The 21,874-nt window shown below is 41.3% G+C and carries 16 protein-coding genes; 11 read left to right on the top strand and 5 right to left on the bottom strand.

Annotated features, from left to right (window positions below):
* Positions 1–69: 69 nt before the first annotated feature.
* Both A3860_RS32580 and A3860_RS32575 read right to left on the bottom strand, forming a co-directional pair.
* Positions 70–942 carry a restriction endonuclease gene (locus A3860_RS32580; protein ID WP_081154708.1) on the bottom strand — a complete coding sequence of 291 codons (873 nt, stop codon included), beginning with the start codon at positions 940–942 and terminating at the stop codon, positions 70–72.
* Positions 943–1,206: 264 nt separating this feature from the next.
* Entirely contained in the window at positions 1,207–4,950 is a 3,744-nt protein-coding gene (locus tag A3860_RS32575; RefSeq protein WP_081154707.1) for an SEC-C metal-binding domain-containing protein, read from the bottom strand.
* A gap of 482 nt (positions 4,951–5,432) precedes the next feature.
* Here A3860_RS32575 and A3860_RS32570 point away from each other — a divergent pair, with 482 nt between their 5' ends.
* The 4 genes from A3860_RS32570 to A3860_RS32555 all read left to right on the top strand — a co-directional run bounded on the left by A3860_RS32570 (position 5,433) and on the right by A3860_RS32555 (position 14,189).
* Complete coding sequence (locus A3860_RS32570) at positions 5,433–6,599, top strand: P-loop NTPase family protein (RefSeq protein WP_143774382.1); 1,167 nt, start codon at positions 5,433–5,435, stop codon at positions 6,597–6,599.
* Positions 6,514–11,580, top strand: coding sequence for an ATP-binding protein (locus A3860_RS32565; RefSeq protein ID WP_158085437.1), 5,067 nt, complete (start codon positions 6,514–6,516; stop codon positions 11,578–11,580). Before A3860_RS32570 ends, A3860_RS32565 begins: the two co-directional genes overlap by 86 nt.
* Entirely contained in the window at positions 11,537–12,253 is a 717-nt protein-coding gene (locus tag A3860_RS32560; protein ID WP_081154704.1) for a hypothetical protein, read from the top strand. Before A3860_RS32565 ends, A3860_RS32560 begins: the two co-directional genes overlap by 44 nt.
* 106 nt (positions 12,254–12,359) lie before the next feature.
* Positions 12,360–14,189, top strand: a complete 1,830-nt coding sequence (locus A3860_RS32555) for a hypothetical protein (RefSeq protein ID WP_081154703.1) — start codon at positions 12,360–12,362, stop codon at positions 14,187–14,189.
* Between the two features lie 221 nt (positions 14,190–14,410).
* On the opposite strand, the gene A3860_RS32550 is transcribed toward A3860_RS32555, so the two are convergent.
* Positions 14,411–14,824 (bottom strand): helix-turn-helix transcriptional regulator, encoded by a 414-nt coding sequence (locus A3860_RS32550; protein WP_081154712.1) that lies wholly within the window; start codon positions 14,822–14,824, stop codon positions 14,411–14,413.
* Between the two features lie 215 nt (positions 14,825–15,039).
* Here A3860_RS32550 and A3860_RS32545 point away from each other — a divergent pair, with 215 nt between their 5' ends.
* The 6 genes from A3860_RS32545 (at position 15,040) to A3860_RS32520 (ending at position 19,587) form a co-directional block, all read left to right on the top strand.
* Positions 15,040–15,948: a HEPN domain-containing protein gene (locus tag A3860_RS32545; protein WP_081154702.1), complete on the top strand. Its 909-nt coding sequence runs from the start codon at positions 15,040–15,042 to the stop codon at positions 15,946–15,948.
* A gap of 13 nt (positions 15,949–15,961) precedes the next feature.
* Positions 15,962–16,579 (top strand): hypothetical protein, encoded by a 618-nt coding sequence (locus A3860_RS32540; protein WP_081154701.1) that lies wholly within the window; start codon positions 15,962–15,964, stop codon positions 16,577–16,579.
* 75 nt (positions 16,580–16,654) lie between these two features.
* Positions 16,655–17,056 carry a response regulator gene (locus tag A3860_RS32535; RefSeq protein ID WP_081154700.1) on the top strand — a complete coding sequence of 134 codons (402 nt, stop codon included), beginning with the start codon at positions 16,655–16,657 and terminating at the stop codon, positions 17,054–17,056.
* A gap of 274 nt (positions 17,057–17,330) precedes the next feature.
* On the top strand, positions 17,331–17,585 hold the full coding sequence (locus A3860_RS32530) for a hypothetical protein (RefSeq protein WP_081154699.1): 255 nt from the start codon (positions 17,331–17,333) through the stop codon (positions 17,583–17,585).
* Between the two features lie 89 nt (positions 17,586–17,674).
* Positions 17,675–17,947, top strand: a complete 273-nt coding sequence (locus A3860_RS32525) for a hypothetical protein (RefSeq protein WP_081154698.1) — start codon at positions 17,675–17,677, stop codon at positions 17,945–17,947.
* Positions 17,944–19,587 (top strand): recombinase family protein, encoded by a 1,644-nt coding sequence (locus A3860_RS32520; RefSeq protein WP_081154697.1) that lies wholly within the window; start codon positions 17,944–17,946, stop codon positions 19,585–19,587. Before A3860_RS32525 ends, A3860_RS32520 begins: the two co-directional genes overlap by 4 nt.
* 15 nt (positions 19,588–19,602) lie before the next feature.
* Here A3860_RS32520 and A3860_RS32515 read toward each other — a convergent pair whose 3' ends face one another.
* Positions 19,603–20,256 carry an HD domain-containing protein gene (locus tag A3860_RS32515; RefSeq protein ID WP_081154696.1) on the bottom strand — a complete coding sequence of 218 codons (654 nt, stop codon included), beginning with the start codon at positions 20,254–20,256 and terminating at the stop codon, positions 19,603–19,605.
* A 109-nt stretch (positions 20,257–20,365) separates the two neighbouring features.
* Between A3860_RS32515 and A3860_RS32510 the strand changes: the two genes are divergently transcribed.
* Positions 20,366–21,115, top strand: coding sequence for a hypothetical protein (locus A3860_RS32510; RefSeq protein WP_081154695.1), 750 nt, complete (start codon positions 20,366–20,368; stop codon positions 21,113–21,115).
* 151 nt (positions 21,116–21,266) lie between these two features.
* On the opposite strand, the gene A3860_RS32505 is transcribed toward A3860_RS32510, so the two are convergent.
* Positions 21,267–21,851: an RNA polymerase sigma factor gene (locus A3860_RS32505; RefSeq protein WP_081154694.1), complete on the bottom strand. Its 585-nt coding sequence runs from the start codon at positions 21,849–21,851 to the stop codon at positions 21,267–21,269.
* Positions 21,852–21,874: the final 23 nt, after the last annotated feature.

The following is a 21,874-nucleotide window of genomic DNA, read 5'->3' as shown; positions in this document are numbered from 1 at the left end:
TCTGGTACCCTTTTCAAACGTTAAATACAGTAGGTACCAGAGGTTACTTTTTTGAATAGTATCTCCAGGCTAGGATTCTTCTCTGTCTCTAAACAACATCCCTGAGGTGGATAATTTGTAGGAAGTTTTTTCAAAAATTTCTTTCATGATCATCCAAACTTGATCAACAAGCTGGAATGACTTTTTCGAACTTGCATCTATTTTGCACAGAAATCCATTGAAAGTAATTTTCTCGATTTCGGGTTGGTTATCAATCCATTTACTTAAAAGTTTCCCTTTAACAGGTGGGTAATCTATAGTGATTGTCTTCAAAAGTTGATTTTGGTCGTTGAGCTCTTTGTAATATGCATCAAGATATTTATTGAAGGCAATTTTGTTACCCTCTGAAGTAAGGATCGTTGCATAGCTATCGCAGCGCAACGCCATGATTTCGTGCTCGTTAGTAATTTGAACGGTTCCAAAATCGATGGTTATGATAATAGGTCGCGTAATTGTGGCTTGAGTATTTACTTCAAATAAACCTATGTTTATGGTAGGGCTGCCATTCACATCATCCTTTTCCACCTCTTTTAATTCAACTAACCGAATGCCCACATGCTCTGCATAGGTTAAAGTATCCTTGGTAAATCCCATCGTAGAAACGATTATGCCACTGGAAATATCCGCATCTTTCATAATCGAATAGAGCTTCATCACGATTTCTTTTGTGACCTTCTTTTTCAAAAATTTACATTCGATCGCCGTAAGCAAGTAATCTTCGCCGTGCAACTGTTCCGTCAGTACATCTACTTGATGCTTTACACCTGATTTACCTTGGACCTTGCAGTCTTTTCCATAAGCCTTAACCTTTATGCCGTATCCAGCACCCAACGCCTCGTAGATGTATTTTGTAATTGCTTCGTACTCCTTCCAATCGAGGTCTTTACTCCCTTTATTTACCATAATCTTATATTAAACAATAAAGCTAAAATATTTTATAAAAGTTGCCAGTGCATTTGCCATTTCGATTTGTCACATGACCAAGTTGCCCTCAATCTTCAAGTTCGTCAACAATTGTGATACCCCTTCCTAAACTGGAAAATACCGTTTTGATACAGTGCTATAGCTAATAGCCTACTAAAAATTTACTGCTTCCGGTCGGCTCAGATGGCAGCTCTGCGTAAAAGCCACAGTTAGTTGCAAACGAATACCACTAAAATAATTATGTCACAGTTTTTTCAGACATTCATATCCTTCCTTTTCCAGGTGATACAATGTTATAAATGGCATTGATACACCTGCCTGTTTCAGGAATGGAAAAATCATACTTTCTTTTGTTACAAATACCGATTTAACATTAAAGTCGGTAAGATCTATATTATATAGTTTGCCCATTTTGTCAAGGTTATTTTCTATCCATTTATGCCTGATTTCATGCTTTTCAATCAGACCCTTTTCGGAAAGGCTACTAAATAATTTTTCACATTCTTGGATCATTTCATTGACTGTTCTGCTGGGGGCAAAGGATTTTAACTCCAGGCTATAAATCTCCCTGCTTGCAGGGTCAATCAACAATACATCAATGTCCCCGATATCCTCCTCATTTTTTAGGTTTCCATGAGGGGAGATAAATACTTCACTGTCTATTATGGCTCCGGTTATTTTAAGCTGTTGAAGTACGCTTTTTACAAGACCAGCGCTCTTTGCATTCACAAAGGTTGCCAATGCTTTTTTGACCGGCCCACCATCAGGCACCCTTAACCGGTCTGTTTCGCATTGTATCTTAATGTTGTCAGCGCAAACAAGCGCCTGCCGAGCACCCCAAAACACTATCGGATTGGCCTTATCAGGAGTATCGACAAGTATCAGTGGCTTACGCATAAGTGATAACCTGCGGCTCATACGCCAGGGTGAAATATCATAGGGTTCATAACCTTTGGGAAATTTTTCAACTTTCCCCCGGTTACGTAAACTCAGGAACTCAATGGCATTATTAAATTCTTCATCGGTAAATGGTTCAGGCGGATTGGTAGCCTGGTTTTTCAGAGTCTTTAAATCCATCATTGCATAACCTGTCGCCTGTTTCAAACCCAGTGCTGCTATGAAATAAAGAAAATCAAAGACACGCGTAAGCGTAATGCCGAACTCTGCGCGAAAAGCAGTATCCACAGCTGTAGGTAATCCAGCAGCATTTCCCTGTTGGGATGAAGCAACCGGAAATTCATGTTCAAATGCTTTTTCAGCATCTTGCACATTTTCTTTGACCTTCTCCAGGTAGAAGGGGTCGAATATTTTCCTTGATACTGTTTTCTCTGTGCCGATACGACCTGTTCTTAATACGCCCACTCGGATATCAAACAATTCATAGGTTAATTGATCGCCGAGGCTTCCCCATGAGATAATGGCATCCATTATCGCCACCAATTCATCTATGGCGGTGTTACTCACCATTTTGTTGCCTGTAGCAGGTTCTGCTGCCAGGTGTTCAATCAGGCAACGAACAGCAGTGGTGGTGCGGCTACTGTCAGCCATTCTATCCATCGTATCAATGATATGCTGTTTCTGCCCCACAAAGCACGCTATCCGGGTAGGCGTCTTAATTCGATACATCTCCCGGTGTTGCACCAAACTTTCATTTAACATCAACAACCTTATGAGCAGTGATTCATTGTCATACTGGCTAATCACCTGTTTTAAATGTGGAAGCAATCCCTTGATAACGATATCAATGGGTAAGCGTTTTTTTAATGCAGGATCAGTTACCTCCCCTGGTGGAGGGCAATGTTGACCCAACAGGCCGACTATTGAATTAGCTACTTCGCTTGTATTGTACTTCTGGATGAACCGTGGTTTACCAAGTCCGTTATTATCAATTATCCAATTATGGCTAGTGTGATGTACGAACAACTTTTTCTTTCGTCCCAGCGGAGCATTCTTTTCAACGATCTGATCCATTTCTGCATCCAGAATGGGGGCTAAGTTTTTTTGTACTCGTAGCAGATTGATGCCTGTTAACAATGCTTTTACCAGAATTCGGTCACCCTCATTATCTGCGCCGTAGAAATAAGAAAGCAATTCTTTTGGGAGAACCAAATGAACGGTATCGCCATTGGCAGTTATTTGGATTTTAGCTAATACCTCCGAGTCACGCTGGTAGAAATCGTTTAATTCTGTAAAAGCTTTTAGATCATTTAGGGCAAAAGTAAACTGAATGCAATCGGGATCTATTTGTGCTAGGTATGGGTCTATATCATCCTTTATCTGCCATAGCCAATAACTAATGGCATCTGTAAACTCAATGTATAAGGTAAGTTCTTTCGGGTCCGGTTTTTCTACCTCTTTGATAGCTTCCACCCAAACAGAAGGGGTAAAGCCTTCCACTCCATAACATATTTCCCCTGCCCGCATATCATCTGTGGAGAGGTAAATGGGTGCATATTTGTCTTTCCTGATCACAAAGGTCTTAGCTATTCTGCCATCTGTCTTGCGCATGGCCATGCAATGAGCATCTTCCGCTTGCCGGGCACTGGCTATAAAGGATTGCGATCGCCCATATTGCCATACACCAATATCAAAGCCCTCGTCTGAAAGATAAAAGGAATCTTCATGTTCCCTATAAATGGTAAATTCATCCAGAAAGGACAGCATGGAAAACTTGAAAGGTTCTGGAATTTGCTTTTCCCGCGCAACCGTATAATTCCAAAGGTCAATTGCTTTAATACGGCGCGTTTGCGCCAATGCATCAAATTCAAACGAATTTACCAACAAGGTCTGACATTGATTAATAGCACTTAATGGCATCATCAGGTCGTTGCCCATGGCTGAAGGAATACAAACGCTCATAAACTTATAACCAGCAAACTGCGGTAAAGCAGCAAGGTCTGCCATCATTTTGCTACGTTCGGCCTCAAAGGTTTTCAGATTAAAACCGTTCTTCGGCCGGCTCATAGCCACATATTGAACCGCCGCAATTTTATCGTCATCAATCTGATAGTATCCCGTTTCAACACCGGGATGAACCGGGAAAGGGACTTCAGGAACATCCACCATCTTAAATCCCATTACTTGCAGGCCTTTCTTTGTACTATTCCAAGTGATTGCATGATACACTTTGTGTACATCATCCACGCATCCTATCGCTTCTGCCTCTGATTGCAATACCTTAATCAAAGCAAAGGTAAGCGTAGCTGGGCTAACCACCAGGTATCCGTCTTGCAGCTTTAGAATAGGTTGTTTTACAAAAGGGCTTTCAACCAACCCAGCTTGCTGGAAGGCAGGATTGGTAAGGACTGCTAAAAATGGATTCAACGCCTGGATATCAACGGCCGCTTCATCAAAGAGTACCTGTATCTCCTCATGGGAAAAAAATACCGCCTTTTTAAATTTATTTAATTTTCCATTATTGGGAAACGAAATGAACTTACCCCGTTTCACACCTTGCAGGTACCGGGGTAACCCGGCCTTTCTAATCATGTGATCAGAAAGCAGGAGTATTGCTTTTACATAATGGTAGCAGTTTGTTGTAAACTGCTCACTCAACGGTACGCCGCGCCAATGATAGATACCTGATAACAGTTGATTCAGTATAAAAGCCGGGCTTTGAATAATTCCAGGTAGGATCAAATGGTCGCCGCCTTCAAAAGCAACCACTTCGGTAAAGAGATTAGCTGGTGGATCTTCCTGGGGATTGAGTTCATATTCCTCCTGCAGGTAGCCTCTAAGCTCTTCAAAAGGTATGTTCTTCTTGCTTTGATTAGGCTGGCGGGCTGCTTCTAGCGCACTTTCTTCCAGGCGTAAGTTCTTTCCATGGTTTTCTTCCTCCAAAGTCAATGCAGCAATGGTTTGAAGAATATCGATCGTGTTATACTTCCCAAAGGGATTGCTGCTTTTCCGGTTGGCTTTATTTCCGCAACAACGTTTGTATTGTTTTCCACTTCCGCAGGGGCATGGATCGTTTTGATTGGGCATCATGTAATAATATAACTGTCTTTTGTAATATTCGTTCCACACATTTGTTAGTCTTCCACTCCTTTTATCGCCTCACCTGAAGCCTTTAATTAATGGGGCATGGGTTACCATTATGAAGATACCTTTTTCGGAAATAGGTTGGCCGGGAAAGGCCGTTGCTAAAATATATTGATTGGGAGTGTTTTTTAAGCCAATTATTTTATTACACATCATCCGACATGACCATAATAGAAAACAATCTTTCACTTTAAAACAACTCAATAGGCTGAATAACAATCTTATTGTCAGCGTATTACGCACTTAATTAACATCATTGTGAAGTATAATATTTGAACCCGAAACAGGGAAAACTTACATTGCCATTTATATAAAAACAACATAAACTCTTGAATAACCAATTGGTATCGTATTCACGTGCAGGTGATGTTTTTCACTACCGGTGGGCAGCGAGAAGATGCCTACGGCTACTTTATCCCACCACTACATTGAAAAGCATTGTTATTGAGGGATCAAATGAATCGCAGAAAGCAGGAGAATATGTGATAGATGTTACAGAATACTCAAATACAGTAGACAACTCCAAAAGCATACAGTACTATCAGCTAAAGCATACCACTGTACGTGGTCAGCAAGCCATGAAGTTGGCTGAGCTGAAACAGACGCTTGAGGGGTTTGCTGCCCGGTTCCGCCAGCATGAAAGGAAAAAAAGTGATTACTCGGTTTCGATATCCTTTAGTATTATTACAAATAGGAAAGTAGATGATATTGTCAAGGATCAGTTCATCTACCTGGCGATGGGAGAAGATGTTGGATCAAATTTTCGTAAAACTCTTGAAAAGTATACAAAACTTAAAGGAAAACAGCTTGCAGAGTTTTGTGCACTTCTCACTATCGAAGACAGTGAAGGCGATTACAACGTACAGAACACCGAACTGCGTGTAGAACTATCCCAATTAGTTGCCGGCTCTGTCACAAGTACCCAGGCAGAAACGTTGACTAGTATGGTGCAGGATAAGGTGCTTCCCCATAGCGATCATATCGTCAACCGTGAAGAAGTCCTGAAGAGATTTGGGTTTACAAATGATCGAGAGCTTTTTCCAGCCCCTCCGCTCTGGGAAAAGCTCGACAAGGTGATCGAGCGTGAGCAGTACGCTGGCATGATTCGTTGCGTAAGCGAATCGGAACACCCTGTTATTGTTCATGCTGCAGGCGGTGTTGGCAAAACCGTTTTTTGTAGGCACCTCAAAACATCCGTTCCTGAATATTCATTAACTATCGGTTACGACTGCTTTGGAACAGGCAGCTATCGGAACAGAAGTTCGTTCAGACACAGGTACCGCGACGCTCTTGTGCAGATTGCAAATGAACTTGCAGCAGAGGGAATTTGTCAACCCATCTTGGTATTTGACACAAGCCATGATGATGATATATTAAGAAGCTTTTTACAACGAATAGATTCCGCTGTCAATGCTTTGAAAAAAGTAAATAGTCACGCCCAACTTTTTATCGTAATCGATGCAGCGGATAATGCAGAGATGGCAGCGGAAGAATTTAAAGATAACTGCTTTGCGCACGAACTTTTTACGCGAAAAAATGCCGAAAGGATGCAAGCTAATTATGTTGTGCCGAACAGAACGCAAACATCTTCTTAAGCCCAATGACAATATTCTATCACTAGAATTGAAGCCTTTTTCCGAAGTAGAATCACTTCGCAATCTGCAGGGCTACTTTCCAGGTGCCACAGCAAACGATGGCGTTGAATTTTATCGTCTAACGGGTGGAAATCCAAGGGTGCAGGCAAATGCGCTCACAGCGTCCTACCAAACAGTGACCAAGTTGCTTTCATCTTTCGGTCCCAACCCGATGACAGTTGAAATGCAGATTGAACAACAGTTGCGTGCAGCCGTTTTGAAAATTAATGAACACCAAACTCCCAACTTTCAGGACACAATCAACGCCATTTGCGTTGGCCTTGCAAGCCTACCGCCTCATATACCTATTTCAATATTAGCAAGTGCTGCAGGCGTATCCACAGAAGCAATTAACAGCTTTGTAGCTGATTTGGGCAGACCGCTATGGATCAGCGACAGTTCTGTTCAATTCAGGGACGAGCCAACCGAAACCTGGTTCCGCAAAACCTATCTTGCTGACAAGAAAAATTATCTTTCCTATATTGCACGGCTGGAACCACTCGCAACTGATTCAACCTATGTAGCAGAGGTTCTTCCTCAACTATACCTACAGGCGGGAGAATACGAAAAGCTGATAAAAATCGCATTGTCCGACGATCTTCTGCCTACAAGCAATCCGATTGACGCACGTAATGTTAGAATTTTCAGATTGCGTTTTGCATTTATCGCAGCGCTAAAATCCCAAAACCTCAAAGATTCTGTTCAGCTTGGTATGCGAGCAGGAGAAGAAGTGGCAGGCAGTAACCGGCAATTTTTTCTTTTTAGAAATAATATTGATCTCCTTGCAGTGTTGCAGGGAAAGGAAAAGGTACAGGAAATTGCTTTTAAAACCAAACTGCGAAGCGGCTGGGATGGGTCGGAAAATATTTATACCGCCTCCCTTTTATCAGCTATTTCAGACTACAAAGGCGAAGCGAGGGGATATTTGCGAGCTGCAGAGAACTGGCTATCGATCTATTTTAAAAGAGAGAAAACTGAAGATGACGATCATTCGCATGAAGAAAAACTTAGAGAACAAGATATCCTGGAATTTGCGTATGCTCATTTGAATATCAATGGCGTTGCAGGAGCTACGGCCTTTCTTAACAAACTCAAACCTAAGGAATATGTGTACAGAGTGGTTTCTATGCTTGCAAAGCGGCTTATCGATGCAGGAAAAATTGAGGTGCTGCATCAGTTTGCTGAAGAATGGCAGGACGAGCCATATTATGTTGTTTCTATTGCACATGAATTTCTACAGGTAGGAAAGTTTTTAAAACGGTCAATCGCGACAAAATGTCTCGATAAGCTCAGCGATGCGAAAACCCGGATACCTAAATCAGAGAATTATTTCTACGATGATCAACAGATTGTAATCATAATAAGCATTATTGAAACTTGCTTCCATTATAAACTCGCTTCCAAAAAAATAAATTTGGCACTTGACTATTACGTACCTGCGAAGGCCAACAATATGGTGGTGTCAAAACACACATCAAAAGACAGATTTATCTTTTTAAAGGCACTTGCGATCAGATTGATCTTGACTGGGAAAAGTGAAATTGAGATTGAAGAAATTGTTCCAGCAGAACTGCTGGCCAAGAAGACAAAACACGATTATGAAAGCGACCTAAAAGAGTATAAAGAATGTATTAATGGATTACTGCCGTGGTTTATTTTGCGTGCAAATCTCCTTCGGGGAATCGTCGTTAATTTCCAGGCCCAATTTCAGTCGACGGTATCCAGTTCCCATCAAGCGAGAACGAATCGATATAGTAATTATGACCCTTTACCAAATGAGATTGCGGAACTGGCTTCTTCAATACTGATACTTGGAGACTCGACGGTTGTTAATTGCTGTTACCAGCATCTTTTATCCGGAAACGATTTTGGTTCTAAAAATAGGCTCAATCTATTACGTGCAGCTCACCGCTCTGAACACCTAAAAGATATTTGCGATAACTTGGAGCAAACGACTCACGAGCTGATCGAGTCACTCAAAGAAGAAGGGCCGGATGAAATGGCAGAAAAATACATTTCGCTTTCGCGGGCAGTCGCAGTAAATTCTGTAGCTGATGCCAGTGTTTACTTTGATCAGGCAGTTGAAATTGTTTCGAAGTTTGGCGACGAACTGGTGAGGCGTTGGGAAGCCTTGGAATCTCTCGCTGAACGTGCGGCGGAATTTCCGGACATAAGCGACGAATTTGCATACCGGTTTATCCGTTGCGCTGAATTGGTTGGTATTTATGTTTCGCGAGAAAAACATTGGGACAGAAGTAGTGCAGCTAGGTCTGACGCCAAGCTGTCCCCTACAACGGCGCTTGCCGCGATTAGCCGATGGCGAGATCGAATTGTCGGTAGATACCAGTACCAACTCCAATCGATTATCGAATATCTTGTAAAAAGCAATTTGATTTCTCCTTTGTGTGCGTGGTCATTGACCCATTTTTTTGGTGAGTATGTTGACCTGGCCTTAATATGTATTGAACATGAATCAACCAAAGCTGGAAAGCAGGCTATTTTAAATGACGCTGTGCGAATATTACAGATGGAAGGTGTTCATCAAGAATACGTGAATGACCTTGCAATAATAGCTTCTAAATTCGGACTATATAACGACGGCTTGACAAATCTTGTTGAGTTCTTCGCAACCGATAAAGTGGAAAAGGCACAGGATCAAGATCATTCCTATTTAAAAAAGAGAAATGATCAACCAGATAAGGCATGGGATGCGCTATTTAATGATATCCAAATCGATTCACTGGATGGGTTGACTACACTACTGGAGAAATTAAATAACGAGCCCAAAGATCGCTTTGACCATTCTGGAGTTAGAGATATATTAATTGAAGGCCTTTCAAGGATAAATCATAGCCAAGTTTATAATTACATCGATGCAGTATTTTTATTGGACCAGGTTGAAATATACGATGCAAAGGCGATCTTATATGGTATTCCGGACAGTTGGAAAAATAAGCCGGCACTAAAGGCAGCTTGGCCTTTACTTATTAAAAAATTTGGTAAGCACTATGCACAGGAGCTAACTAACAAATTTACATTTGATTACTGCGTAAGCGATCTGCAATTATCAGATATACTGGTAAGTGAATTAAAACATGGAATGTATGAAGGGCTTCAAAAAGGCGGTTTACATGATGAGGAAACTTTTTTTGGATTTTGTAGCCTTTCCGCGCCTATGTTATCACCGGAAGAAGCTCTGAAACTGACAGACTATTCTATGCGTCGTTTTGAATTGCATATTGATGACACACTTGGCGATGGGCCTTATAGTGATAAAGTAGCTGTCGATAATGATATAAAGAAAAGTGTAGCAGGATTTATCTGGTCGGCATTGGGATCGCCATGGGGTTGGGAACGATGGAATGCCGCACATGCAATTCGATCTATGGGACAACTAGGCTGCCCAGACATAATCGATGCATTATTCGATTCATTAGAGCATGGTGAGGTCGGAGCCTATGGCAGCGCGGAATACATTTTTTACAAATTGCACGCAATACAATATTTCTTCATTGCGCTGGCGAGAACTTCACTCTCTCATCCCGGTATTATCGTTAAACATGCAGGTAAGATAAGTGAGTATGCCCTTGGGGCTAACCACCTTCTGATTCAGCGGTTTGCTGCCGATGCCGCTTTGAATATTGCGGCCGCATTTCCAAGTACATACGACGATATTACTGTTGATCTGTTGAGACAAGTTGGAAAAAGCCCATTCAAGCCAAGAATGGAAAAGTACAATTACAGGACTGAGAGTATCTGGCACGAAGCGAAAGAAATTAATACCAATATAGGTTTTCATTTCGGGTGGGATTTTGACCGTTACTGGTTTCAACCACTGGGTGATGTATTCGGTATACCTGGAAAGCAAGTGGAAGATATCGCTGCAGATGTAGTGGTAAATGTTTGGGGAATGGGTGACAAAAGCGGTTATAAAAATGATCCCAGGGTTGGTTTGTGGAACAGTTCTTCATCTGACCGCGAAACCTGGCATGACCACGGCAGCTACCCGAAAACAGATAATCTAGACTTTTATTTGTCCTATCACTCCATGATGGTGGCCGCAGCAAAACTTCTAAAAGCAATGCCTGTAGTTGAAACCAGGGGATGGAGAGAGAATGCTTGGAATGAATGGATACGCCGTCATTTGTTAACCATTGAAGATGGCAGGTGGCTAAGTGATATCAGGGATCCATTGCCACTCAATCGCCCAAAGTGGATAAAGAAGCAAAGGACGGATGACTGGCAAACTGACATCACGGAACAAGATTTCCGGGAACGATTAATAAACACTTATAAGGGAGAAAATTGGATATGTATAGGTGGGGGTTGGTATGAAAAGGAAAATGAACGGAAAGAGAATGTATCGATACGATCAGCATTTGTAGCGAAGGAGACATCAGACGCGTTAATGCGTGCTCTGCAGTCTTGCAATGATCATCATGATTATAAGATACCCGATTATAAAGAAGATGATATGGAGTCAACTCACGGAGTTTTCGTTTTAAAGGGCTGGATAGAATATCCTTCTAGGTCAAAAGGCCTAGATGATTTTGACCCGCGTTCGGCAGAGGTTAGTTACCCGATCATTTCCATCGGCGCATCTGTTCTGTCAGACTTAGAACTGGTTTCAGAATTCAACACATGGAAGGAAATAGGAACAACCAAAGAGGTAATAAGATGCGAAAATTGGAGTACAGATCGCGGAGAGCGTGGTGAATATACCGATCAGTGTGGCATGCGTTTAAAAGCTAATATGAATTTTTTAATGCAGGCTTGCAAAAAGTACCAGCGTGATCTTATCATTGAAATGGTGATCGACAGGGATATAATAATTAGCAGGATGGGCGGATCTAATAAATACGGAAAACCATTTGTTAAAATACTAATTATATCAGCCGATGGAACAATCAGAACAACAGAAGGCAGTTTTGGAATTGGGTAAGCTGCTAGTAAAAGAACTTGGCCTTGGGAAAGGTGTTGATACTCTTTCCCGGTGGATGGCTCATTATGTTGCTGAAAAAATTAAATATGCTGAAGCTCTCAGTGATGGTGTTAAGAAAAAGAATGCAGAGAAAGAATGTTTTTCATTAATTCTTGACCTTTGGAAACATCGATGGTACTATAAATCAAACAAGCAGCCTTTAAGGGATTTCAATCACTTGTTTGATATTCTAGAAAAGCTTGATCCTGAAAAAGAAGAACCTTACTATTATCGTTTCAATGATGCCCAATCTAAGGAAGAGGAATATCAATCTTTTAAGCCTTCGGAGTTAAAAAATTTATCTTCATTTGCGCTCCAGGTTGATAAAGCCGCAAGAATATGGATTAATTTCCTTCTTCATGAAGCAGCTCGAAAAGCCAAAAATGAAAAACTCGAAAAAATAATAGATAGTGCAGTTAAGCTACCCGATTCGATGGATGCTCATATTATTCGATTTGTTATTACAGATTCAATGGAGGATATTGATGAAGAACCAGTCGATACCGAAGAATTGGCTAGAAAGAGCAAAATCGAAACACTTAACCGCCGTATCGGGGAATTAAAAAAATTTAAGGAGGTCAACGAATATTTGACTGGACAGTTTGAAAAAGAACTGATAAGCTTAAAAAAGTAATGAAGGTTCACGACATTCATCAGGCGCTTTATAAATTATTATATGTTATTACTAACGTATAAAACGAGCCCTAAAAGAAAATATAGACACAATCATAGTCCAAAATATGCAGGTCATTTTTGATACAAATGCCTATAGGCAGCTCGTGGCAGGGCTACCTATTGGAGAAATTGCGGAATTAATACGGAAGATTCGATCGGAGGAAGAGCGGAGGGGAATTATGGTTTTTGTTTCGCCGGTGGTATGGTTGGAGCTATTTGTGCACTTGACCGACCCGACAGATCCTCATTTGGAGGAATGTCTTGGTGCCCTGGTAGCAAGTTATTTACACAGCCGGGCGAAAAATGAACGGGATTTTCAAATGATGCCATGGCCTTTTATGATAGTAGCAGCCACTGTATTCGGATTCAAGCATGCGGTGAGGGATCGGGAGATAGCGTCAATGGATATGCTGGCAGGATTGATTTATGAAAACCCGACGATTGAAACTTTAGAGCAGTACAGGAACCAACTGATAGCGGTTAGGAATTATGCTTTGGCCCAGGAGAAAGGGTTTATACAGCGGTTCAATGAGATACAAACATTTTTTCGTGCGAAGTTTGGTGGTGAAAAGGGTTTGGTGAAGGCGATGCAAGAACCAGCATTTGTAGATCAGTTGGTATTCTTTGAGACGATACGAGCAGCTGAGATTGTTGGCATCGAGGTGGCAGGGATAGAACAAGCAGAGTTTGATCGTTATACTCAAATCGTAAGGGACTATTTTCATGCACCGCTTTTTTTGTATATCGATATTATGTCGCGGATGGTGGGGAATAAGGAGTTTGATATGTCAAAGGGAAGCCGAAGGAATTGGTATTGGGATTTTGAGATGTTGTTTCATGTGTCACGACTGACGACGGTATATCTGATTAGTAAAGACGGCGATATTAAACATGCAGCTGAAGCAGCAGGGGCTGGGGATAAGGTAGCGCCATTGGAGCGGTATTTGGAATATCTGATGGAGCCACCGGTTAGTCATTTAGTTAGTATAAGCGTGCCGGCGGGACAAAAGGTGAATGTATCAGACATGGCAGAACGGTTAGGTATTTCTGCAGCTGCCGTAGAGAGAATGCAAGAAAATATGAAGGAGGCACCTGCTAGGCTTGCACAGGATAAAGCGGGTGTCCTTGCAGTGATTCAACCATTTTATGACAAGTTAGTTCAACAATTTGGAGTAGAAGGTAATAAGACAATGGAGTTGGTGGACGTGGGAAAGTTTGTTTATTACAATAAAATGCCCTTGCGTTTATTGGAAGTAGCTGAGCGTCCAGATTTTATTTTCGAATTTCAGGGTGAAAGAGTGGGATTGGAACATACTCAACTGTTTGATGAGACAGAACAGCATAGAGTCGGGAAGGTGTTGTCTATGTTGGAAGAGGCCAGAAAATATATAGTACGAACGGCGGTTGATATTATAGGTTTGTTTAGTATAGGAGTTGACACAGGTCGTATTTCTTTGAATGAAAGATCGTTTATGGAGTTGCCGAAGGTAGATTTACGGAAGATGGCAGAGAAGCTGGGCGCATACGTAATCGCCTCTGCAAGAGGAGAGGCTGTCGATCGTCCGGTATTTATAACCAGCATACAGCGATATGAACAAGGAACATTGAGTCTTTCTCCAGAACGTCATTTTTTTAGGAAGGGGATCAATAGAGCAGCTTTAGAAGCAAGAATAGCAGACAAAGAGACGAAAATAGCGGCGTACAAACAGAACATGAATTTATCAACCTGTTGGCTGTTAGTTGTGTACTCGTCGGAGGTTTCATCGTCTAGTTTTCATGTGGAAATAGAAGATTTGCCGTCGGATAAATTATTGTTTGATCGTATTTATCTGATGGATTCTTTTACTGGTAATACAATAATGGGAACAGTTGTGCGGTCGGGAAGGTATCGATAAAAGGCAATTTTATTACTAAGTATGAAATAAAATTGGGTGCATTGTATTGATAATACCAAGAATAATAATACGAATGCCTATTTAATTAGTGCATTCAAAATTTAAAATTATGCAGGTTGCAAACGAGGGGAAAGGAATGCTAGGTCAACTTGTAATGCTCTCATAAAAAAGCCACCATATCTGGTGGCTTAACTATAGTTTATTTATTAAAAATATTTTCTTTACTTCTTCTTTTTCTCTTCCAACATCTTTTCCAGCAGTGCACTTTTTTCACGTTCTGACTTTAACAATGCCTCATAAAGCTTTTCATTTTTTTCTAAAGCTTCAACCCATTTATCTATTGGGTTAAAATTATAAGTTCCGTAATTGCCAATTACATGGCTAACACTATTGTCATGAAATGAGCTTACAAAACTAACAGCAGCTTCCTCGTTGTAGTTTTTTATTGCGTCCACTGGCACCTTCAGCGTTTTCGCTATCTGCTCCAGGGTCTCTGGATCAATTGTTTCTTTAGTTTCTAGCAGGGACACACTTTGCTGGCTAATGCCAAGCTCACTGGCCAGTGTTTCCTGTTTTACCTGTAATATTTCCCGTATGCGTTTTACGGCCCGTCCTTGATGTACTTTTTCAGGCATAGGTGTAGTTATCATGGTTCAAATATATGGAATTTATGGTATTGGTATTGTACCGTTATATCCTTTGTAAAATACAGTAAAATACTGGTAATCCACAGGTTAAATTGGTTCGGTACGGCACAAGTACCCTGTAATTTGCTATTCACTAGAGATAAAAGCCGTACCCCGCCATAAGGCATATGCTTTTATTTTAATACCAAACCTTTTTAACCTACATGCAAACGACATTTGACAACCTATCTCCACACCTGGTAACTCTATTAGCCGACCTTACACAGAAAATTGCCAAAACAATCCAACCTGAAAAGATCCTTTGTTATGGTTACCGCACCTTTCCTCAAAACGATTGGAGCTGTTTTACCGAAGACAGTCCCAACCAGGAAACAATTAAGGCCACTTTCGACCTGTTAGTTATCACCAATGGTAAAAATGACCTGCCCGACCATGAAATGCTACAAAAAATTAATCATTTGGCGGAACCCCTGGATTGTGAAGTCACTGCAATTGTCCAATCTCTGGACTCGGTAAACGACTTAATAGCCAAAAACAGCCGCTTTTTGACCACTCTTTATCATAAAGCCGTACTGGTATATAATGCGGGCAATGGCGATATAATAGATCCTCCGACAGCAATATCGCATGAAGAAACAACAAGAAAAATAGAAGCTGCCTGGAACAACTGTTACCAAACAGCGGAACGATTCTTTAAAACTGCCTGCTTTTGTCTGGACAACGACTGGAATGAAAAAGCCTTGTTTGATTTACACCAGGCCACTCAACATACTTGTATGGCACTTTTACGAGTATACACCGGATACCGGTCTACCACGCACAACCTTTTCCGTTTACTCGCCCTAATTGAGAACTTTTCCTTTGTTCCTTCCAGTGTATTTCCTTGTATTACAGCAGAGGAAATTGCGCTACTTAACCAACTCAACAAAGCCTACTCTGATGCCCGTTATAAAGAAAACTATACCGTACCAACTGAAACGGCCATCCTATTAAAGAAAAGAGTGCAAGAATTGCTGCTGTTAGCCCAGGAATTATACGACAAGAAAATAACGGCTTTACAGAGTACCAAACCTACCACTTTTCCCCTAACAGAAACGGACGCAACAGTCTAAAATCTTAATTTATATGAAATCAACCAAAGACTATTTGGAAACCTCCATATGGTTTAAAGAACCCATAACCGACCCAAACCAGATTTTCGCTGAATTTTTCACCGCAGCGGCTCTTAAAGACTACCGAAAGCGCATTAAAGCAGTCTTAAGTGCCGCTTTTGGAAAACATATCTGGCCAAAAAATAACCCAGGTGCCTTATTATATTACTTTAAAATGATGGAATCCGTTATCAATGCTGCCTGGCTGATAAATAAGGAAAACAAAACATCGCCACTTGTTATTAATAAAGAAGACACATTTAACCCCAATCTCTTTTGTAGTTGGCATGCGGATTCTACCCAATGGGATTTTTTTCCCAAGATTCTATCATTTAAAGAATATGTCGATCCGTATATAGTTTTCAAGCGCTTCTTTAAATACCTGTCTTTGTCTGCCTGGAAAGTAGAACTGCAAGACCTGCTGGAATATGCTTTAGTTGAAACAAGTTTACATGAAGCAGGCATGAAAAAAGATATGCTATCGCTATATTTTCATCTTTGCAAATTGGTAGAAGCGGCCCACCTGATTGATGTCAGGGAAAACAACCACATAGGAGGTATTCCAAAGAACAGAATCAAGACTACCCACTAATACAGTCCCCAATAGATCAACTAATCAATCGTACCCGAGTTTACACATATAATTCATCAACCTAAATTCCTATTTATGAACTTAAGCAGCCAAATAAAAGTAGCTATCGTAGACGATCATGCTCTAATTCGTAAATGCCTTCAAGAATTAGTCAGCCTTTGGGGGTACAACGTAATTCCACAAGCAACAAACGGCAAAGACTTTCTGGACTTGCTTGTTAGGGGAATCATACCAGATATCTGCATCTTAGACATGCGAATGCCTGAAATGGATGGTTATGAAACCATAAAAGTCGTTAAGGCAAAATTGCCTGGCATTAAAATCATTGCTTATTCGATGGATTTTAGAGATCCACATGAGCAACAACCTGAAGGGGCAGACGCAATCGTTTCAAAAAGCGGCCCATACCAGGAATTAAAAGAGGCGCTGGCGCTATTAAGCAGCCAAATAGTCGGCTGTAAAATCACTTCGCCATAACAACATGCTGATCAAACAGGCATTTTTAATGATTTTCAGCTCCGGTTAATTAAAATCAAATCGAATTCAAATAGTATTTAAATGGTAGTCAACCTGGGTTTCCAATCAAGAGACATTAGTGTAGGAGGTTGACATTGTGAGGAAAATCGAGCCAAATTGTACCAAATCGAAGAAATTTAGATATAATCGTATGCATTCGAGTGCGTTTGCAAAGTTACCCTATAGCCCTAGCATACTTTTGTGTTACAACTAATTCTTTCAAAAACAAAAAAGTATGTCAAGCAAATTAATAACTAAAAAAGAATTGAGTATTCCTGCTGCTATCATCACAGAAGTGGCAGAGGTACTCTTAGAAAACGAGATCATTAACGATATCATTGGTGCAGATACAGAAATTGATGAAGTGTTAATAGAAGTACAGTTTGAACGGGAGCAGCGTGATGTTATTCATCAAATAGAAGACATGATTTCCGATTACCAAGAAACTGAGGAAGAAGAAGATGAAGATGATGACGAGGAGGAAGATTAGATCACTGCCGTCAGTTAAACGAAATCGTGGGATAACCTCACGATTTTTCCATTTATAAAGCGATACACAATCTTAAAAATCCTTGTACTATGAAAACCAAAATCAAAAACCTGAAGAGCCAGGAGGATGGTGCAGCATTTGCCCAGGCCATCAATCCTAAAAAGGAACCATTAACCATTGAGAAGCTACGCACCTTTCCTGGATGTGAACATTACAATGATGAAGAAGCAGAACGGGTAGTGCAGACTATTAACCAATATGCTCTTATTCTGTTTGAATGCGTTTCAAAAGCCAAAGTGGTCCATTTACCAGACACCAACAACATATCATACTTAAATCCTATTAAAAAGAAAGCATCATGAGCCAGCACCTTGATTTGTTTCAGCAATGGTCAAAAAAGCCAATTGTACACTATAAGAAAACAGCAACCGGTAAGTTTTGCGTGGTGTACACCCGTGTATCCTCCAAAGAGCAATATGAAACCAACTTGAGCCTCGACACGCAGAAACGAGCCATTGAGGAGTTTGCCGCTCGTAACGAATTTGCCATCATGGGCTACTTTGGTGGTACTTATGAAAGCGCCAGTACCGATGGCCGAAAGGAGTTTCAGCGGATGCTGGAGTTCATTAAAAAGAACAAAGAGAAAGTAACCCATATACTTGTGTATCTCCTGGACAGGTTTAGCCGTACTGGCGATGGAGCCATGCGGCTATCGAAAGAACTGCGAGAAAAATACGGTGTTACCATTATCGCAGTTACTCAACCCATTGATACCAGCAACCCAGGCGGCGTATTTCAGCAAAATATGCAATTCCTGTTCAGTGAGTATGATAACCAGTTACGCCGGCAACGGGCCATTGCCGGAACCAAAGAAAAGCTGGAAAGAGGTATTTGGTGTTTGCAACCGCCGATGGGTTACTCTATTGTCAAAGAAGATAAGATCCGCAAGATTGTTGTCAATGAAATAGGCAAAAAACTGCGCAAGGCATTTAAGTGGAAAGCACACGGCATGAAAAATGATGAAATCCTATCCCGGTTACAGGCATTGGGTGTAAAGATCTACAAGCAGAAACTGAGCATGATCCTTTCTAACCCATTTTATTGCGGAATCATTGCCCATAAAACCCTGAATGGAAAACTGGTGGTGGGTGACCACGAGAAACTCATATCCCAGGAACTATTCCTGCGTATTCACGATATCCGGGCAGCAGCGGGAGGTAAGTATGGTGTATCGCATAAAAAGGAGAATGAAGAATACCCGTTAAAACTTTTCATGAAATGCGGCAATTGTGGAATTGGTTACACCGGCTATGCCGTAACCAAAACAATTAAAGCAACCCAGGAAATAGGCCGGTATCATTATTACAAATGTCGTTCTGAAGGCTGTAATTGCAATAAGAGTACGAGAGTGGTTAATAACCACTTTCTCGATTACCTGGCTGGTTATAGCATTAAATCGCATTTGGTAACGCCACTGTTATACCACATGAACTATGCTTTTGACCGGCATTATGAAGCTTCCTTTAAGCTAAGGGACACCCTAAAAAGCAATCTGGCTATAGTGGATGCAAAGATTGAGGAATTAGAAGAAAACTATTACGTTGATAAAAAGGTGCCTGCCGAAATCTATGACAGACTAATGATAAAGCTCGCCAAAGAGAAAAAGCAGATCCTGGACAACCTTGCCGGTAGCAATATTGAGAGTTCTAACTTAAAAGATACCTTCGAATGGGCCATCAATATTTCGCTGGAACTCCCGCTGCTATGGGATTCCGGCGGAGTAGGTGTAAAAGAAAACTTACAAAAACTGGTATTCCCCAAGGGAATAAGCTATTACCACAAAAACGGCACATTTCTAACTGAAAATGTAAACGAAGTATTTCAGCCAATCCCGCGCCTGAACTGCATTTCAGAAGATGATAAAAATAAACAAGGCAGCATTTCTGCTGCCTTGTCCAATTTAGTCGGGACAACTGGATTCGAACCTCCACCCCTTCAATAAAATGATTTCTCCTCCTCAAAACTCCGCATCCCACTCCCCATAAAACTGCTTTAAATAATTCTCCATAAACACATGCCGTTGCATGGCTAATCGCCTGCCCGTTTCGGTATTCATCCTGTCTTTCAGCAACAACAGCTTTTCGTAAAAATGGTTGATGGTGGGCGCTTTGTTGCTCTTGTATTCTTCCTTGCTCATATTCATGTTGGGCTGAATACCGGGATCATGCAATGGCCGGTTTTTAAAACCGCCATAATTGAATGCCCGGGCAATACCAATGGCGCCTATGGCATCGAGGCGGTCGGCATCCTGTACAATATCCAGTTCCTTCGATTTAAAAGCCTGCTGATGATTGCCGCCTTTGAAAGATATATGGGTGATGATATTCTCTACATGCAGGATCACCGGTTCATCCACTCCAAGCGATACCAGCCATTCCCGGGCCTTGCGCGGACCAACGGTTTCATCGCCATTGTGGAATTTTGAATCGGCTATATCGTGTAACAGGGCACCCAGGGCCACTACCAGCTCATCGGCATGTTCAGCGGTGGCAATATGTTGGGCAGTTTTCCATACGCGGTGTATATGCCACCAGTCGTGCCCGCCTTCGGCATCGGAGAGGGTTAATTTTACGTGCGCTACTGTTTGTTCAATTATCGATTGTTGATTCATCTATTACAAATATAAGAAGTAGGAAGAACCAGGAAAAGTTATAGAACTTAAATTGTTTAATTGCTGTTACCTTTGCTGCCTTCAAAAAATGAATCCTTAATAAAATTGTATGGAAGAACGTTTACTCAAAATGCAGAAAGAACTGGTGCGGCTCAAATGGTTTGCAGGTATTCTGTCTGTGTTATTTGTTGTTGCAGGTTTGTTTGCATTTACCAATTCAGGCATCTCACGTTTTAAAGAAATTTCTGTTGAGCGCATTAATATCCTGGAAGATAATGGCCAGTTGCGAATGGTTATCTCCAATAAAAGCAGGTCTCCGGAAGATCTTGCCTATGGTAAACCTTTTACACCACCAATTCCTGGCGGCAACAGGCCAGGGCTTGTCTTTTATAACGATGAAGGCACAGAAAATGGCGGGTTGGTATTTATGGGCGGAAAAGATAGTAGTGGAAAATACCATGCTACCGGGCATCTTTCTTTTGACCAGTATAACCAGAACCAGGTTCTCTACCTTACCTATGCTGATGAGAATGGCAATCAGAACACAGGGCTGCATATTGATGACTGGCAAACTGCACCTGCGTTTTGGGATTTCCGTGCTGCCTATAAAAAAGCACAACAGCTTCCTGATGGTGCGGCAAAAGAGGAATTGTTGAAGAATCTTATGGAACCCAAAAAAGGGCAGAAGGCATTTGCTCAACGAGTTTTTGTGGGCAAGGATGATAGTAAAACAGCCATGGTAATGTTGGCCGACCGGTTGGGAAAGCCCCGGCTTCAGTTGCTTGTTGATTCAAACGGGATGGCAAAGATCAATTTTCTGGACCAACAGGGAAACATCACCTATAGTTTACCTAAGTAGATACTGTGTTGATTTGTTTTGATAAAAAACAAAGGGATTCTGGCATAAATAGAAGTAGGAGGTAAGAAGTAAGACGTAAGAAGAGTTTGAATTTTAAGGCTCGCGACCTGTTTTGAAGCTCGAATTTGAGGGATTTCTTATTTCCTACTTCTTACTTCAGCATTAAAGCAGCAGAAGAGACCAACGCTATCACCATGGCATCATCCATACCGTAGCGTAACTCCTTCAACGCCCGGCTCATTTTCTTTTCTACTGTTTTTACGGAAATGTTCTTTTGCGCTGCGATCTGTTTATAGGTTAAACCTCCATCGCGGTGCAGCAAAAAGATCTCCTGTTCATCGGGCGGCAATGCATGAATGAGCCGCTGGTATAATGTCTCCAGTTCCTTAAAAAGCAACGGATCTTCAATGAGGATATCTTTTGTGATCTGTGCCAGCCGGCTAAAGAAATGCTGGTCTGTTTTTTCAGCCCTGATGGCTTTGAATACCTGAAAGCGTACCGCCTGGTGTAAATACGATGGCAACACTTCAACCTGTATGGCCTGCCGCCGTTTCCATAAAGAGATAAAAACCTCCTGTACGGCATCCTGGGCGGCATCTTTAACCTGTAAAATGTTATGGGCTGATGTATAGAGCGATTTCCAGTACCGGTTGTAAATTTCGGCAAACGCTTTTTCATCGCTTGCATAAAGCTGTTGCAGCAACTGGTCGTCGGTATGAATAGGATAATTTTGCACGTTGTACCCGAAAGTTAAAAAAA

The sequence above is a fragment of the Niastella vici genome, assembly GCF_002077945.1.
GTDB lineage: Bacteria > Bacteroidota > Bacteroidia > Chitinophagales > Chitinophagaceae > Niastella > Niastella vici.
Note: the sequence above shows the minus strand (reverse complement) of the source record. Positions and strands in the feature narration are given on the sequence as shown.

What these genes read in the sequence shown, in the direction of transcription:
- A3860_RS32535 (WP_081154700.1), top strand. Translation starts at nt 16,655, where the DNA reads ATGAACTTAAGCAGCCAAATAAAAGTAGCTATCGTAGACGATCATGCT.
- A3860_RS32575 (WP_081154707.1), bottom strand. Translation starts at nt 4,950, where the DNA reads ATGATGCCCAATCAAAACGATCCATGCCCCTGCGGAAGTGGAAAACAA.
- A3860_RS32550 (WP_081154712.1), bottom strand. Translation starts at nt 14,824, where the DNA reads ATGCCTGAAAAAGTACATCAAGGACGGGCCGTAAAACGCATACGGGAA.
- A3860_RS32530 (WP_081154699.1), top strand. Translation starts at nt 17,331, where the DNA reads ATGTCAAGCAAATTAATAACTAAAAAAGAATTGAGTATTCCTGCTGCT.
- A3860_RS32580 (WP_081154708.1), bottom strand. Translation starts at nt 942, where the DNA reads ATGGTAAATAAAGGGAGTAAAGACCTCGATTGGAAGGAGTACGAAGCA.
- A3860_RS32560 (WP_081154704.1), top strand. Translation starts at nt 11,537, where the DNA reads ATGGAACAATCAGAACAACAGAAGGCAGTTTTGGAATTGGGTAAGCTG.
- A3860_RS32515 (WP_081154696.1), bottom strand. Translation starts at nt 20,256, where the DNA reads ATGAATCAACAATCGATAATTGAACAAACAGTAGCGCACGTAAAATTA.
- A3860_RS32545 (WP_081154702.1), top strand. Translation starts at nt 15,040, where the DNA reads ATGCAAACGACATTTGACAACCTATCTCCACACCTGGTAACTCTATTA.
- A3860_RS32510 (WP_081154695.1), top strand. Translation starts at nt 20,366, where the DNA reads ATGGAAGAACGTTTACTCAAAATGCAGAAAGAACTGGTGCGGCTCAAA.
- A3860_RS32540 (WP_081154701.1), top strand. Translation starts at nt 15,962, where the DNA reads ATGAAATCAACCAAAGACTATTTGGAAACCTCCATATGGTTTAAAGAA.
- A3860_RS32520 (WP_081154697.1), top strand. Translation starts at nt 17,944, where the DNA reads ATGAGCCAGCACCTTGATTTGTTTCAGCAATGGTCAAAAAAGCCAATT.
- A3860_RS32525 (WP_081154698.1), top strand. Translation starts at nt 17,675, where the DNA reads ATGAAAACCAAAATCAAAAACCTGAAGAGCCAGGAGGATGGTGCAGCA.
- A3860_RS32555 (WP_081154703.1), top strand. Translation starts at nt 12,360, where the DNA reads ATGCAGGTCATTTTTGATACAAATGCCTATAGGCAGCTCGTGGCAGGG.